We start from the raw sequence: 13,420 nt of genomic DNA, 5'->3' as shown, positions 1-13,420 counted from the left end.
GCCGTGGGCGCGCCGGCACACCGCTGGAGCTTGGGCGGCGCTGTTGGCCGGGCCGGCCGCGTATGGCTGGACGCCGCGCGATCTCAACGCGCTCATTACCGACTGGGCCGCGGTGACCGGCCGGCGCATCCCCGATCACCCGCACAAGCCGATCGGACTGCTGGGCGCGATGCTGGCCTGGCATGGCCGCGAGCACTTGGCCGAGCGTCCGGCCGCCCTGGATGAGGCGCGCGAGGTCGCCGAGCGTGCCGCACACCGCGCGCACCTGGCCGCGCAGCGCGCCGCACACGGGGAGCATGAGCGCGCCCGCGCCGCGGGCCGCGCCGCGCTGGGCGGACCTGGGCATGCCGCGGCGCGGGCGGTCGCAGCCGAGGCGGCGCGCCGCGGCGCGCACAAACGCACTCACGTCGTCGCCGAAGCGGCCGCACAGCGCGCGGCCGCGGTGGCCGCGGCCCGCACGCATCGGCGCGGGCCGGGGCCGCTGGGCTAGTGGTTGTCGAGCCCGTCGCCGCCGAGGCCCGGCCAGTCGCGCTGATCGCAGCACATCACGTCGAGGCGCGGCAGCCGCGGCAGCGGTGTCCCGTACACCAGCCAGTCGAGCACCCGTTCCCCACCGGGCTGGGCGCGGCGCACCAGCAGCTCGGTCACCTTCGCCTCGACGCTCATCGGTTCCCTCCGCTTCGTGCGGGCTGGCGTGATGTTCCCATCATCAACCCGCGAAGCGGTGCCCAACCTGGGTCACGGTGACGTATCTGGGTGCGCTGGATGGCGCCACCGGCGGATGCCCACTGCGCTTCGGTAGCCGCCCTAACCTTCTTCCCGAAGCTTGATTGTTAGCTGCGCTTAGCAGCGCCCGGCTTGGCGGCGTGGGTGGCGTGGGTGAGGTAGTCGGCCATGCTGATCTTTCCGGCCGCGAACGCGACCAGATTGGTGATCTCGCCGGCGGTGGGGTGGTGGCCCTCTAAGACGCTGTTGGCGATGACGTCGCGTAGGGCGCGCCGGTCCGCCGGCGCCAGCTCAGCGGACAACTCGTCGACGGTGCGCCACAGCGCCGCCAGCTCCTTGTCATCACCCACCGCCACACCTTCAGTCAACCCTTCCGCAGGTTTATCCGCCTCATCTTTTGCCAAATCCCCTGCACACAGGGCTTTCCTTAGCTCCTACCGCTGGCCCTGCCCAGCAAACCATCCGCCCTCACCCGCGTGTCGCTACGGCACATTTGCACAAGGGTGTGCGAGGGTGGCGGTGCTGCCCGTCAGGCAACCACCCCGACAGGTTTGGTGGGCGGCTCGAAAGGCGGTGACGGGCAGCGGTGTTGACGATTGCGAAGTTGTCGCGGTGGTCGATCAACTATTACAACGACACCGCGCGAGCGGCTGGCCAAGCGGCGCGTGATGCGTGTTCAGCGGGTGGTGGGCTGGGGGAGTATTACGGCGAGCATGACACCCGGACCCCGGTGTGGGTGTGCGTCGGCGACGCGCACAAGGCGGCTGAACTGGTCGGGTTGAGCGACGCTGAGCGGGCTGGCGGGGAGGCCGATCCGGCGGTGGTGGCGCGCTGGCTTGATGACGGAATCGCCCCCAGCGGCGGGTGCGGTCGGGCGCTGGGCAAGGGTGCGGTGCATGGGTTTGATTTGACGTTTTGCGCGCCCAAAAGTGTGTCGCTGATCCGTGCGTTGCGCGGTGATGACGTTGCGGAAAAAGCGGTGCTGGCCGCGCACGCCACCGCCATCGCCGAAGCGCTGGAGTACCTCTCGCAGCATGCCGGCTATACCCGGGTGCACAACCCCGTCACGGGCGAAAAAGACCTGGTTCGGTTGCCCGGTTTGGTCGCGATCGCCTACCAGCACGAGACGTCGCGGGCGGGGGATCCGCACCTGCACACTCACGTGTTGGTGCCCAACCGCCAGGCCCGCGGCGACGGGAAACTGGTGTCGGTTGATGGCACGTCGCTGTATCACGAAGCCAAAGCCGCCGGGGTGATTTATCAGGCCACGCTGCGCCGGGAACTGCACCGCTCGTTGGGCATGGAGTGGGCGCCGGTCGACCCGCACACCGGGATGGCCGAGCTCGCCGGCATCGACCCGAAAAGCATCGCCGCGTGGTCACAACGGTCGAGTGCGCTGCGCGAATGGGCGGCGAACCATCTGGTCGTCGTCGACGCCGCCGCAGGGCCCTCGGCGGGGCAGTTGGCGGCCGCGCAAAAGGCCACCCGCCCGACCAAACCCGAACAACTGGCGTGGGCACAACTGGCGGCGATGTGGCAAGCGGATGCGCGGGGTGTACGGTTTGATCGCGAAGCCTTCCAGGAGGCGCGCAAGGCGCGGCGGGCGTGGGGTGCGGCGGCCACAGCGCCTTTTGATCGGCGGCGGTTGTTGGGGGCGGCCGAGGCGATGGACAAGGCGACGTTCACCCGCGCGGATCTGGTGGAGTTGATGGGCGCGCAGCTGCCCGTGGATGTCGAGCGCTCGCCTCGGGAGATGGTCGAGGCCGCCGTCGACGCGCTGGGAATGCGGGTCACCGCGGCGCGGGCCGCGCCTCAACGCGAGGGCCATGAACGCTTCACCCTCGGGGTGTTCCTCCACGAAGAGCAGGCCGTGTTGGACCTTGTGGACGCCGAAGATGTGCGGGCGCAGATCTGGGTCACCGACGAGGACACCGCGGGGTTGTCGGCCGATCAGGCCCGCGCGGTGTGTGCCATTGCGGGCTCGCCGTGGCTGGTGTGTCCACTCAGTGCGCCGGCCGGGGCGGGCAAGACCACCTCGCTGCGCGCGCTGGCCAGCGCGGCGCGCCGGTTCCGGGGTCAGGTGATCGTGATCGCGCCCACTGGCAAGGCGGTCGATGTGGCGGTGCGCGAGGGGGCGGGGGATGTCGGCTACACCGTGGCCAAGGCTGTCAAGTCGTTGCGGGAGGGCACGTTGACGGTGCGCCGGCCCGGCGTGGTGGTCGTCGATGAGGCCGCCATGGTGGGCACCGAGGATTTGGGCGCGCTGCTGGCCGCCACCACGACCGCCGGTGTCAAGTGTGTGTTGGTCGGCGACGCCCATCAACTGGCCCCGGTCAAGGCCCGTGGGGGCATGTTCGCCCAACTCTGTGAAGACCTGCCCTGGACGCAGAAACTGTCTGAAGTGTGGCGCATGCGCGACCCCGACGAACGCTCCGCGTCGTTGGCCGTGCGGGATGGTGGGCCGGCCCCGGTGCGCCGCGCCGCCGCGTGGTACCGGGCGCATGGCCGGTTGCGCACCGGGGATCCGATCGCGATGGCCGCCGACGCCCTGGCCGCCTATCGGGCCGACACCGCGGCGGGCAAGGATGCGCTGCTGATCTGCGACACCAAGGAGATGGCCGATGCGCTTAACCGGCGCATCCACGACGAATCGATTGACGCCCAGGCGCCCACCGTCACCGCGGCGCGCGGACATCGCATCGCCAAAGGCGATGTGATCATCAGCCGCCGCAACGACCCGGCCATCCCGGTCGTCGAGGCCACCGACATCACCACACCCGCCGCCGATCCGGTGCGCAACGGGCAACGCTGGCGCGTCTTGGCTGTCGACCCGGAGAAGCACCGCATCGCCGCCCGCCGGCTCGACGACGGCGCGCGCACCGTGTTCTCCGGGGACTACCTACACCAGCACGTCACCCACGGCTATGCGGTCACCGTGCACTCGGCCCAAGGGGTCACCGCCGAGACCACGCATGCCGTGCTGGGCGAAACCACCACCCGCTCGCTGCTGTATGTCGCGTTGACCCGCGGCCGCCACACCAACCATGCCTACCTGTATGAGCGTTTGGCCGGCGAAACCGAACACGAACACGCCGACCAACAGCCCGGTGTGCATGTGGCTCGTCGCGGCACCAGCGCCGAGGCCGCTCAGCTGGTGCGCGGCATCATCGCCAATCGCGACGAGCGGGCTCGCACCGCCCACGACATCGCCGCCCACACCCAGGACCGCGCCCGGCTACCCAAGCGCGTCCAACGCCTGCTCGACCGCCGTGATCGGGCTGTACAGCAGCGATGGGCCGCCTACAGAAACTGGCACGGCCAGCGCGTCGAGCAAGCCCTCGAACACCAGCACTGGCTCGACCAGCACCGCAGCCGCAGCCAATACCAGAGCCTCGACTCCGGACTCGAACTCTAAAGCCTGGATTGATTGCGCGCGTGCGCTTGATCGGATCAGGCCATCGCCCGGCACTCTTGAGCGCAGCGGCGACACGACTCTGCGCAGGCGCGGCAGTGATCGTTGTCGTACTTGTCGCACTCGGCCGCGCACGCATCACAAATCTCTGCGCACAGCTGGCACAACTGGGCCGCCCAACGCGACCCGCGGGACACCAGCGTCACACACACCGCGCAAATCGCTGCGCAGTCTAGGCATAACCGGGCGCAGTCGGCCATCTTCGCGTCGTTGACGCAACAGTTGTAGGCGCACGCTTCGCACGCCGCCTGACATTTCGCGCACGCATCCAGACAGGCCTGGTTGGCCGTTACCGCCATGACAGATCTCCTCACTCGTCGGTACCCCGTGAGGGTATAAGCTAGCAGCCCCTCGTAAGTCGAGTAAACAGTTGGCTTTTCGAACTTTGAGTTAATCCCCGGTGGGTTCCAGTTGGGGTGCGTGCAGTGTCATCGGCGGCTTCGTGGTGGCACGATCGGGTCAATGCCTGGATCCGAAGCGCACCGCCCCGCCACGTGCGATGAGGAGCTGCTGTGCTGTCTAGGACCAGGGTTTCCCGCGTTGGCGGGCAGCGATCCTGACCGTGTGGTGAGGATCCGCGATGAGGTGGCGCACGGGTTTGCGGCGCTAGCCGACGTGACCCGAGCGGTGTCGTTCTTCGGTTCCGCGCGCACCCCGCCGGATCATCCGTACTACCAGCTGGCGCGCACGCTGGCCGCACGGCTGGGGGCCTTGGGGTTCGACATCATCACCGGCGGTGGGGCCGGGATCATGGAGGCCGCCAACCGGGGCGCCCGCGAGGCGGGGGTGCGCTCGATCGGCCTGGTTATCGAGCTGCCCTACGAGCAGCGCATGAATTCATTTGTGGATCTCTCGCTGGAGTTTAAGTATTTTTTCGTCCGTAAGCTGATGTTGGTCCGCTACGCGTCGGCGTTTGTGGTGTTTCCGGGCGGCTTTGGCACGCTTGATGAGCTGTTCGAGGCGCTCACGCTCATCCAGACCCAGAAGATACGACACTTCCCGGTCGTGCTTGCGGGCTCGCAGCACTGGGGCGGACTAGAGCAGTGGATCCGGACCCAGCTGCTTGAGCTGGGAATGATTTCGCCAGACGACGTCCAGCTGCTCGTGGTCGCTGACGATCCCTACGAGATTGGCGAGGTCATCGAGGGTGGGCTTCGTCGCCAGCTACAGACCTATCGCCCAACCACGCCGTGAGCGAATCGCCGAGATCATGAAAGGCGCCGACCCGCGACTGCGTTGCTTAGCTGCCGTCTGCGCCGACGTCGGTGGGGAACAAAAGTTTTCGGGATTGGTGTGTTTGTTTGGTGGACTGGCAGAAGTGATGGACTCAGACGCGGGCATGGCGTGGCTGCTGGCTGACGCGGCAGGGCCATGCCTAACCGGTGACCAGCGCGCGATGGTGTTTGTCGAATTGGGTTGCGGGGAAAATCATCTGGCGATCGAGAGGATTCTTAATGCCGTCGTAGAAAACGGCTGCCCGTTGTCGACTGCCGTGCTGGCGGCTCTCACGGAATGGCTGGATTTATACGTCGGCAGCCCCGAGGAGCGGCTGCTGCGGGACCTGGTCCTCCAGGTCCGTGCGCAACGACCCGACTTCGAATCGGGACAGCATTGCGATTAACGTGCGGCCACGCCGATCGACGGCTTTGCCGTGTGGGGGGCCGCCACCTTGCCAGGGGGTATGCGACCGCCCTGGCCAGCGGCGCGGCACGCACTCCCGTAAACGGTGAGCGTGGACTTTCCGAGAGGCAGACCGACGCACACCTCCGTAGCTGTCGGGCCGAAATCAGCAACTCTGAGGGCTTAACCAGCGGACCACCAAGCCGTCCACGGCTTTACGCGTCGTGGAATCAGGAGTGCCGATAGGCATCGTGTCAGGACGTTTGTCGGTTTTGGAACGCAACGCATGGCGCGCCGGGCCAACCATCTACGGCGCACGCGCCTACACCGCATTATGCCGGATTCGCCAGCACACCCTTCTGCACGAAGCGACGATGTCGGTGACACTACTGGCTGTTTGATACCGTACCCGGGCGGGGTACAGATACCCGCAGGGGGTACAAACCAGACTGTGACGATGCTCGTCTCAGCGGGAATGCGACGCGCATACGCACCCAAAAAATTGCTGCCCGACACATAGATCCCAACGACGACGACGGTGCGGCACACATACACCGGGCGGCGCCGGCGGCGACGAATGTGAGAAAGGACAGGAGGCGTCTGTGGCTATCGATCGACGAACTCGCATGAGTCTTATCGCGGTCGCTGTGATCAGTGTGATGGTGGTGGCCGTGGTGGCCGTGGTGATCGGGCGAGGCGATGACCACAATGGTGCGCTGCCCGCAGCGTCGGTCCTGCGCGCGGAAACGCCTGCGACCGTCACTGTCACTCCGGGCCCCGACGCGGTGAACGTTGACCCGCTGGGCGCGGTCATGGTGAGCGCGGCCAACGGCACCCTGTCCGATGTGCAGATGGTCAACGACCAAAACACGCCGATCCCGGGTGTTATGACCCCTGACCACCTGGTGTGGAAGCCCAGCGTGCCGCTGGGGTATGGCCGCAGCTACACCCTCACCGTGGCCAGTCGCGGGCCGACGGGAACTTTCGCGTCGCAGATGTCGAGGTTCACCACGCTTACACCCAGCAATCAGGCTGCGGTGTCGCTGACCACGACGTCGGGTGCGGCGCTGCGCGACGGCGGCACCTACGGGGTGGGCACGGTCATTGTCGCCCACTTCGATGAACCCATCATCGATCGCACGGCCGCGCAGCGCCGACTGACCGTGACGACCGCTCCGGCCGTGGACGGCTCCTGGTATTGGGTTGATGACCAGAACGCCCATTGGCGCCCGGAGCACTACTACGCGGCGGGCACGAAAATCACCGTGGCGGCCAACATCTATGGCGCGCCGCTGGGTGGCGGACTGTACGGCCAAGAGGACCAGCAGACCTCGTTCACCATCGGTGACTCGCATGTGTCTATCGCCGACGACAACACGAAACAGGTCAACGTTTACAACAACGGCGTTCTGGTGCGCACCATGCCCACCTCGATGGGCATGGGTGGCACGCAAACCGTCGCCGGGCAGACCCTCACGTTTTGGACCCCACCCGGCGTGTACACGGTGATGGATAAGTCCAATCCGGTCGTGATGGATTCGTCTACCTATGGCTTGCCCGTCAATTCCCACCTCGGCTACCGCGAGACCATCAACTACGCCACCCGCATCAGCCCCGACGGGATCTATCTTCACCAACTCGACAGCACCGTGTGGGCCCAGGGCAACACCAACACTTCCCATGGCTGTCTAAACCTCAACGGCGACAACGCCAAATGGTTCTTCGGGTTTTCCCAACCCGGCGACATCGTCGAGGTCCGCAACACCGGGGGCCCGCCCCTGTCGTTGCAGAACAACGGTGACTGGAGTGTGCCCTGGGCGCAATGGCAGGCCGGAAGCGCCCCCGCCTGACCCGGCCGGGTGCTCTTCAAGACACGGCACGGGCTCCGTCAACGGTAGTCGCTGTCTCGTTGTAGAAACGCCGCTGCTCAAAACGTTTGCAGCGCTTGGCTCGCCAGATGAACCAAATCTGTCGCGGCAGTTTGGCCCAGGGCGCCGACGCCAGCCGTGATGGCGTAAAGGAGAAGCTGCTTTAACCGGCTGGGATTTGGTTGAGGCTCAGCGGCTTCCCTTTTGATCTCCACGGCGATCTGATGGGCGTGCTCCACTGCTTCAGGAGGCCCATCCGCGGCCGCCTCTAGGGCGTCGGCAACCGCCAGCGCTCTTTTAATCTGCTCGGCCACCGTGTACGTCTGGGTTGCGCCAGGGCTGCCGATAGCGACATTGGCGCTGTTACTGATGTGAATCGTGGTCGCTCCCTGTGGGTCTGCCGGGCGCGTTACCGCCCCGCACCGACTTTCCCGCATCAGCTAGCGCCTCGCCCTTGGCGGTGATGGATGGGCGCACCACACCATGGCCCCAAGATGCGGTGCCACTGATGTACTCCTGGTCCCGAAGCCACTCAGAGGCCTCCGCGACCTCTTGTTGTGTCAGCGAGTCGCCTTGCCACTCAACGGCATTCGCGATGTCGTCGGCCTTCAGCACCGGGTGTCTGTTGCCATCGACCATCGCCTTGAGATACAGCCATTTCAGGACCGCGTCCCGCACGCTCCATACCCGGTCAATCGGACTACTCGTCATCTCTTCCCCATCTTGTTCTCTGCTTCCATTCAGAGCCCGGTACACCGTCGAGCGCCCGACCAGCAAGGTGTCAGCGATCTCGGCCACCGGCATACCGGCGGCGGCCAGCTCTCGCGCGTGAGCCAGTCGGCGCCCCCTCAACGCCGGCGGTCGGCCGCCAATGCGGCCTCGAGCACGCGCGGCGGCCAGGCCCCCCATCGTGCGTTCGTGGTTAATGCCGCGCTCGAACTCGGCGAGCGCCCCAAACACATGCAACACCAGCCGGCCGGTGGCGCTGCTGGTGTCGATCTCCTCGGCCAGCGACCGTAGCCCTACCCCGGCGGCCGCCAGATTTTCCACCAGGCCGAGGAGATGCGGCAGCGAACGGCCTAGCCGATCTAGCCGCGTAACAACCACGGTGTCGCCCGCGACGACGGCCGCCACCAGTTCATCCAGGCCCGGGCGGCGCGCACGGGCCCCAGAGGCCACATCGGTCCATACACGCTCGCACCCGGCCGCCCGAAGTGCGTCGATCTGCCCGGTGAGGCTCTGATCGCTCGTCGATACTCGCGCATATCCCAGCAGTGGCACGAACATGGTTGTATCAGCCGACACCGACAACTTTCGGCACGCGTTTTTGGGACACGAAACGTCCAGGTCAGCCGAACACCACGGCGGTGTCCCAAAAACCTTCGTTATCGGGACGGGGTAACTCGATAGTCCACACAATGGGGTCATGGGTGGCAGGGGGGCCGACTCGTCGGCGCGGCCTGTGTGGAGGCGCACTGGGTACAAGTTTTTCCCGTACGCGGCGCAGCAGTCGGGTCGGTGGTGGGTGCTGCGCTTCAACTACTGCTTCCCCGAGCACGACATGTACACGCTGTTCATCGACGGCAGCCCTGCTGCCGACATCACCCCCGGCCGCGCCGATAAACGGCCGCTGGTGTCGAGCATCTTTGCGCTCAAGCCTTTTCGCCGCGACGCCGGCGAGCCAGTGTTGGCGCCGGAGCTCGCAGAGACCGCGGTGCGCGCGGTGGCCGAATACGTCGTTTACGGCAGTGAAGTCGGCGACCCCTGCGGCCGGTGTGACCACTTGGCCGATCACGACCCTATGACCCGACAGCACTACGACGCCGCGCCATGACCCACTGACTCTTAATCAGCGGGTCCGAGGTTGGAAACCCTGACGGGCCATGCCCGGCCAGTAACCCTTCGGTTAACAGTCGCTTGGTAGGTCAAAGGCCATTCGTTATTGAGAAGCGCCTTAGTGCAAATGACGTAATTACGTCCTTACGTTATCCGCTAACCACTGGCTTGCTAGGTCAGTCAGGATTTTGCTCATGCTCGTATCGCGGTCCAGCGCAGCTTGCTTGAGCGCCCGGACAGTCGCACGCGGCAGGTACACAGTGGCACGCTGCATGTCGTCGGCCGGCGACCGGAACGCCGCGGCTACAGGTTTGACCGGCTCCCTCTGGACGCGGGCGGCCATCTTCGAGGACAAATCAGACACCGACCACCGCCCCGATCAACTCAGTCAGCACGTCGTCATACCCATGCAACGGGCCCGGTGTGATCCCATACGCACGACGAATACCCTCCCGGCGCACGATCGGCGTACCAATCACCGGCACGCCTTCGCCCTCCAGAAGCACCCGCACCTCATCGGCCAAACGCGTACGCAGATCGACAGCCGTCAGCAAGACAGCAGTTGGACGATGCGCGGTAATCTCCAACGTCGGCCATACCCGGCGAACGTCCAGCGGTGACGCCCCAGTCGGGACCACCACCAAGTCAGCAATATCGATGGCCTCCTGAATGACCTGAGCTGTGCCCGGAGGTGTGTCGACGATGGTTACCTCCTGATCACAGTCGGCGCGTAATGGCCGACCGGCGGCCACCACCGGGAATGGCAGCGGATCATCGCTACGAGCGTCTGCAGCCCACTCCAGAGCTGAGCCTTGAGGGTCGGCGTCGATTAGCACGACGTCAATGCCGCGGCGGTGGGCAGCGGTGGCGAGGTATACCGCGGTGGTCGTCTTGGCTACGCCACCCTTTGTGTGGACCAGAGAAATTATGGGCATGGCGCCGAACAATACGTCACGACGTAATGACGGCACTACGTCAACACGCCATGTCGTAATAACGCAATTACGCAATTACGCTCCCGTGGGATAGGACCCGGCCCGGCCTTACGGGCGGGCTTCTGGGGGCCAGACGTGGATCTGCGCGGCTGTCCCCGCCTACACACCTGGGCCGTCAAGACGTAATTACGTCATTGCACCAAGACGTCCCCTTCCATGCTCCGCACATTGTGGTGAACGTGAGGGTGGTGGTTGTCAAGGCCACGCCGCTGCGCGATCGACCAGGTCGAGCCTTGACAGCCACCGCCCTCACGCACAAACACAGCGGCCAGTACGAGGAAGGGCAGGGAACGGAAGGACAAGCCGGAGGTTATGGAAGCAAACGCCTCATGTCCTACATATGTCATACACTAAGGGGGTGTCCGAGATGATCTGGCCACCCGACGCGGTAACCCACATGTGGGACCACCATCAGACCACCGTGGCGATGGCAGCCGAGGCCCTGGACGATCCCGACGTCGTGGCGTTCATCCCTGACCCCAAGAGCCGCTCGGGCAAAAGCAGCCGGTTCATCGGCTACTCACCGACCGCCGAACGCCTTCTTGTCGTCATCGTCGTCGACCACCACGGCCAGCACTATGGCGCCAACTGCTGGCCCGCCAACCCCACTGACCAACGCATATATCGCGAAAGGACGGAGCAATGAGCAGCGAACTCAACGATCTCCTCAACGAGGCCCGGGAGCTGGAAGACGTCGACAGCTCCGAGTACACCGCCGCGCCGGCCACTCACCCCAACCGTGACAAGGCCGCAATCCTCACTGTCCGGCTTACCGAGGAGGAAATGGCGCGGCTACGCGCGACCGCTGAAGAACGTGGCCTACCCGTCTCCGCCGTCGTACGCAGCGCCATCGCCCACGAGCTATCAACACAGCCCGATGACGGCACTCGCGCCCTTATCACCGCGCTACATGAGCACAACCTGGCCGTCGTCAAAACCCGATAAAGATGTCACATGCTGGTCCTACCGTGAGCCGTATGAATGCAGCCGAGCACTGGCAAGCCTGGCTTGACCGCTACGGCGACGACTACGCCACCGACGAGGAGCGCCGCGCCGCCTACCGCGACTTCAAAGCTAACCTCCGCCCGATTCACGGAAATGTTCTCAGCTGGCGACGAGGATCACGGCAGCCCATAATGGGCGCCGCGACGGCGATTTCCGGCCGTGAGAAGGGGCAATGATGTTCGAGAGATTTCCCGCCCATGCCCGCCGGGCCGTCGTGTGGGCACAAGAAGAGGCGCGGATGCTCAACCACGACTACATCGGCACCGAGCACTTCCTACTCGGGCTCATCCACGAAACCGACGGCGTAGCCGCGCAGTCACTTCAAACGTTCGGTATCACGTTGGAGGACGCGCGCAGCGCCGTCGAGAACACCATCGGCCGCGGAGAGCACCCAGCCTTCGGGCACATCCCGTTTACCCCCGCAGCCAAGCACACCTTGGAACAGAGCTTGCGCGAAGCGCTGCAGCTCAACCACGACCACATCGGCACCGAGCACCTATTGCTTAGCCTCATCGCCACCGGTGACGGCGATGGCCCGAAACTGCTTGCCTCTCTTACCGAATCGAGCAGCGATGAACTACGCCGGCAGATACTCGATTATCTCGCCGGCTAGCCACCAGAATCTCCGACGAGCTGAGCGCAAGGCGCGGCGCTGCTGAAAGCCACCGGCGTCTGCGGTCCTGGTATTTCAAGAGCGCTGTACAGCTTGATCCCGAAAACATCACGGCCTAACGGCGTGTCGTCGCCGTATAACAGTTACGGCGGGGGAGGATCTTTCTATGGCTCAACCGCACAAGGGCGACCGGGTCCTGATCGGTGTTCGCCCAACACTGCCCGTCTATGACGAAGTCCGCCGACGCGCGGCCGCGCTGGGCATGAGCATGTCGCAGTACGCGGCCGACGTGCTTGCGCAGCATGTGGGCCGTCCTGATCTAGTCCGTGAGCTAAACGACAGGGAGGTGTTGCCGCTGGCGATCTGACCGCAGCCGCCCGGCTCTCGCATTGGCTGAACGTTTCGCCGGGCAGATGTGACAGCTCAATAAACGGCGAAACCCCCGGCCTGGCCGCCGAGGGTTTCCGCTTCCCCGAAGGGACTTGCTTTGGATCGCAGGTCTCACGGTAGCGCATACCCGTTTCAGGTTCCAGAGGACGCGCAACACCGTGACTTTTCCGAAATTGCTTGCCCGCCGTATCGCGGCTGCACTTCGCTGCGGCCGCGTCGTGGTGTGGTGTGTACGCGGCCGTGGGCGGCGCGGTTGGCGGCCGCCGAGCATGAGCACCGCCGGCGATCCGAGGCGGCGGCTGTCGCGGCGATTGTGCTCGAGCTCGGCGAGGCCCCGTATGCGGGTGTGCCGTGTTGGACCGGGCGGCTTGAGCGGTGGGCTAGGTGGACGGTTGCGGTGGCCTATGACTGCCGCTACGACGCGCAGGTGCGTCCGGTGATGCCGGGTAACCCGATCAGCCGCCGAGCGTTGTTGGCGATCGCGCGGGCCCGTGCCCGCTATGCCGATCACGCCACCGGGCGGAACTGTCGGCCGTCTAATGAGCGGCTGGCGGCCGATACCGGCTACTCGGTGCGTACGGTGCAGCGCGCTGACACTGTGCTGCGGCTGTTGGGGGTGGCTACTGAGGTGCTGCGTGGCCGGCAGCGCACCCGGGTGGAGCGGCTGGCGTCCTGGCGGGTGGGGGACCGCGGTCGCGGTTGGGCGTCGGTGTGGGCGCTGCACGACAATCCGCAGCTGGCCCGGTTTGTGCAGCGGCTGTCACCCCACCCGCGAAGCGGTCCCGTAAGGGATCAACCTTCCGGTAAAGACGTGGTTACTACCGGCCCCGGTGGCCCTGCGGGCCGCCGGCAGAGCGGCGCTGTGCGCCGCCGAGCACCCGATGGCGGGGGGTTG

At 65.7% G+C, this 13,420-nt stretch carries 16 protein-coding genes and 2 pseudogenes; 12 read left to right on the top strand and 6 right to left on the bottom strand.

Annotation, left to right across the window (positions count from 1 at the left end; genetic code table 11):
* A pseudogene (locus tag AC5Y5W_RS24780) lies at window positions 1-490 on the top strand (helix-turn-helix domain-containing protein); the annotation flags it as partial.
* On the opposite strand, the gene AC5Y5W_RS24775 reads toward AC5Y5W_RS24780, so the two are convergent.
* Complete coding sequence (locus AC5Y5W_RS24775; protein WP_042909872.1) at window positions 487-666, bottom strand: hypothetical protein; 180 nt, start codon at window positions 664-666, stop codon at window positions 487-489. The pseudogene AC5Y5W_RS24780 and the gene AC5Y5W_RS24775 overlap by 4 nt on opposite strands.
* A 167-nt stretch (window positions 667-833) precedes the next feature.
* Complete coding sequence (locus tag AC5Y5W_RS24770) at window positions 834-1,076, bottom strand: antitoxin VbhA family protein (RefSeq protein ID WP_225332455.1); 243 nt, start codon at window positions 1,074-1,076, stop codon at window positions 834-836.
* A 236-nt stretch (window positions 1,077-1,312) separates the two neighbouring features.
* On the opposite strand from AC5Y5W_RS24770, the gene mobF reads away from it, so the two are divergent.
* Window positions 1,313-4,141 (top strand): MobF family relaxase, encoded by a 2,829-nt coding sequence (gene mobF / locus AC5Y5W_RS24765; RefSeq protein WP_042909870.1) that lies wholly within the window; start codon window positions 1,313-1,315, stop codon window positions 4,139-4,141.
* Between the two features lie 35 nt (window positions 4,142-4,176).
* Here the strand turns inward: mobF and AC5Y5W_RS24760 are convergent, their stop codons facing one another.
* A complete protein-coding gene (locus AC5Y5W_RS24760) occupies window positions 4,177-4,497 on the bottom strand; it encodes a four-helix bundle copper-binding protein (protein ID WP_072501656.1) in 321 nt (106 codons plus the stop codon).
* A gap of 241 nt (window positions 4,498-4,738) precedes the next feature.
* On the opposite strand from AC5Y5W_RS24760, the gene AC5Y5W_RS24755 reads away from it, so the two are divergent.
* The 3 genes from AC5Y5W_RS24755 to AC5Y5W_RS24745 all read left to right on the top strand — a co-directional run bounded on the left by AC5Y5W_RS24755 (window position 4,739) and on the right by AC5Y5W_RS24745 (window position 7,668).
* Complete coding sequence (locus tag AC5Y5W_RS24755; protein WP_371304220.1) at window positions 4,739-5,392, top strand: LOG family protein; 654 nt, start codon at window positions 4,739-4,741, stop codon at window positions 5,390-5,392.
* Complete coding sequence (locus AC5Y5W_RS24750) at window positions 5,346-5,819, top strand: hypothetical protein (RefSeq protein WP_225332459.1); 474 nt, start codon at window positions 5,346-5,348, stop codon at window positions 5,817-5,819. The genes AC5Y5W_RS24755 and AC5Y5W_RS24750 overlap by 47 nt, the downstream gene beginning before the upstream one ends.
* Window positions 5,820-6,444: 625 nt before the next feature.
* Window positions 6,445-7,668 (top strand): L,D-transpeptidase, encoded by a 1,224-nt coding sequence (locus AC5Y5W_RS24745; protein WP_042909879.1) that lies wholly within the window; start codon window positions 6,445-6,447, stop codon window positions 7,666-7,668.
* Window positions 7,669-7,745: 77 nt separating this feature from the next.
* Here AC5Y5W_RS24745 and AC5Y5W_RS24740 read toward each other — a convergent pair whose 3' ends face one another.
* Together AC5Y5W_RS24740 and AC5Y5W_RS24735 are read right to left on the bottom strand one after the other, a co-directional pair.
* Window positions 7,746-8,000, bottom strand: a complete 255-nt coding sequence (locus AC5Y5W_RS24740; protein ID WP_042909878.1) for a hypothetical protein — start codon at window positions 7,998-8,000, stop codon at window positions 7,746-7,748.
* 49 nt (window positions 8,001-8,049) lie between these two features.
* Window positions 8,050-8,973: a recombinase family protein gene (locus AC5Y5W_RS24735; RefSeq protein ID WP_306454154.1), complete on the bottom strand. Its 924-nt coding sequence runs from the start codon at window positions 8,971-8,973 to the stop codon at window positions 8,050-8,052.
* A 139-nt stretch (window positions 8,974-9,112) separates the two neighbouring features.
* Between AC5Y5W_RS24735 and AC5Y5W_RS24730 the strand changes: the two genes are divergently transcribed.
* On the top strand, window positions 9,113-9,520 hold the full coding sequence (locus AC5Y5W_RS24730; RefSeq protein WP_042909877.1) for a hypothetical protein: 408 nt from the start codon (window positions 9,113-9,115) through the stop codon (window positions 9,518-9,520).
* A gap of 358 nt (window positions 9,521-9,878) precedes the next feature.
* Here the strand turns inward: AC5Y5W_RS24730 and AC5Y5W_RS24725 are convergent, their stop codons facing one another.
* Window positions 9,879-10,457 carry a nucleotide-binding protein gene (locus AC5Y5W_RS24725; RefSeq protein ID WP_042909882.1) on the bottom strand — a complete coding sequence of 193 codons (579 nt, stop codon included), beginning with the start codon at window positions 10,455-10,457 and terminating at the stop codon, window positions 9,879-9,881.
* A gap of 418 nt (window positions 10,458-10,875) precedes the next feature.
* On the opposite strand from AC5Y5W_RS24725, the gene AC5Y5W_RS24720 reads away from it, so the two are divergent.
* The 6 genes and pseudogenes from AC5Y5W_RS24720 to AC5Y5W_RS24695 all read left to right on the top strand — a co-directional run.
* Complete coding sequence (locus tag AC5Y5W_RS24720; protein ID WP_371304221.1) at window positions 10,876-11,163, top strand: transposase; 288 nt, start codon at window positions 10,876-10,878, stop codon at window positions 11,161-11,163.
* Window positions 11,160-11,462 (top strand): ribbon-helix-helix protein, CopG family, encoded by a 303-nt coding sequence (locus AC5Y5W_RS24715; protein ID WP_042909875.1) that lies wholly within the window; start codon window positions 11,160-11,162, stop codon window positions 11,460-11,462. The genes AC5Y5W_RS24720 and AC5Y5W_RS24715 overlap by 4 nt, the downstream gene beginning before the upstream one ends.
* Before the next feature lie 32 nt (window positions 11,463-11,494).
* Window positions 11,495-11,698 (top strand): hypothetical protein, encoded by a 204-nt coding sequence (locus tag AC5Y5W_RS24710; protein WP_162494298.1) that lies wholly within the window; start codon window positions 11,495-11,497, stop codon window positions 11,696-11,698.
* Window positions 11,698-12,046: pseudogene (locus AC5Y5W_RS24705) on the top strand (Clp protease N-terminal domain-containing protein); the annotation flags it as partial. The gene AC5Y5W_RS24710 and the pseudogene AC5Y5W_RS24705, both read left to right, overlap by 1 nt.
* 255 nt (window positions 12,047-12,301) lie before the next feature.
* Entirely contained in the window at window positions 12,302-12,502 is a 201-nt protein-coding gene (locus tag AC5Y5W_RS24700) for a hypothetical protein (RefSeq protein ID WP_042909873.1), read from the top strand.
* 249 nt (window positions 12,503-12,751) lie between these two features.
* On the top strand, window positions 12,752-13,420 hold a 669-nt coding region (locus AC5Y5W_RS24695; protein ID WP_500022653.1), incomplete at its 3' end, for a helix-turn-helix domain-containing protein.

Source organism: Mycobacterium sp. NGS51 (assembly GCF_059812525.1).
The sequence above is the reverse complement of the archived record's forward strand: the minus strand, read 5'-3'. Positions and strand labels throughout refer to the sequence as shown.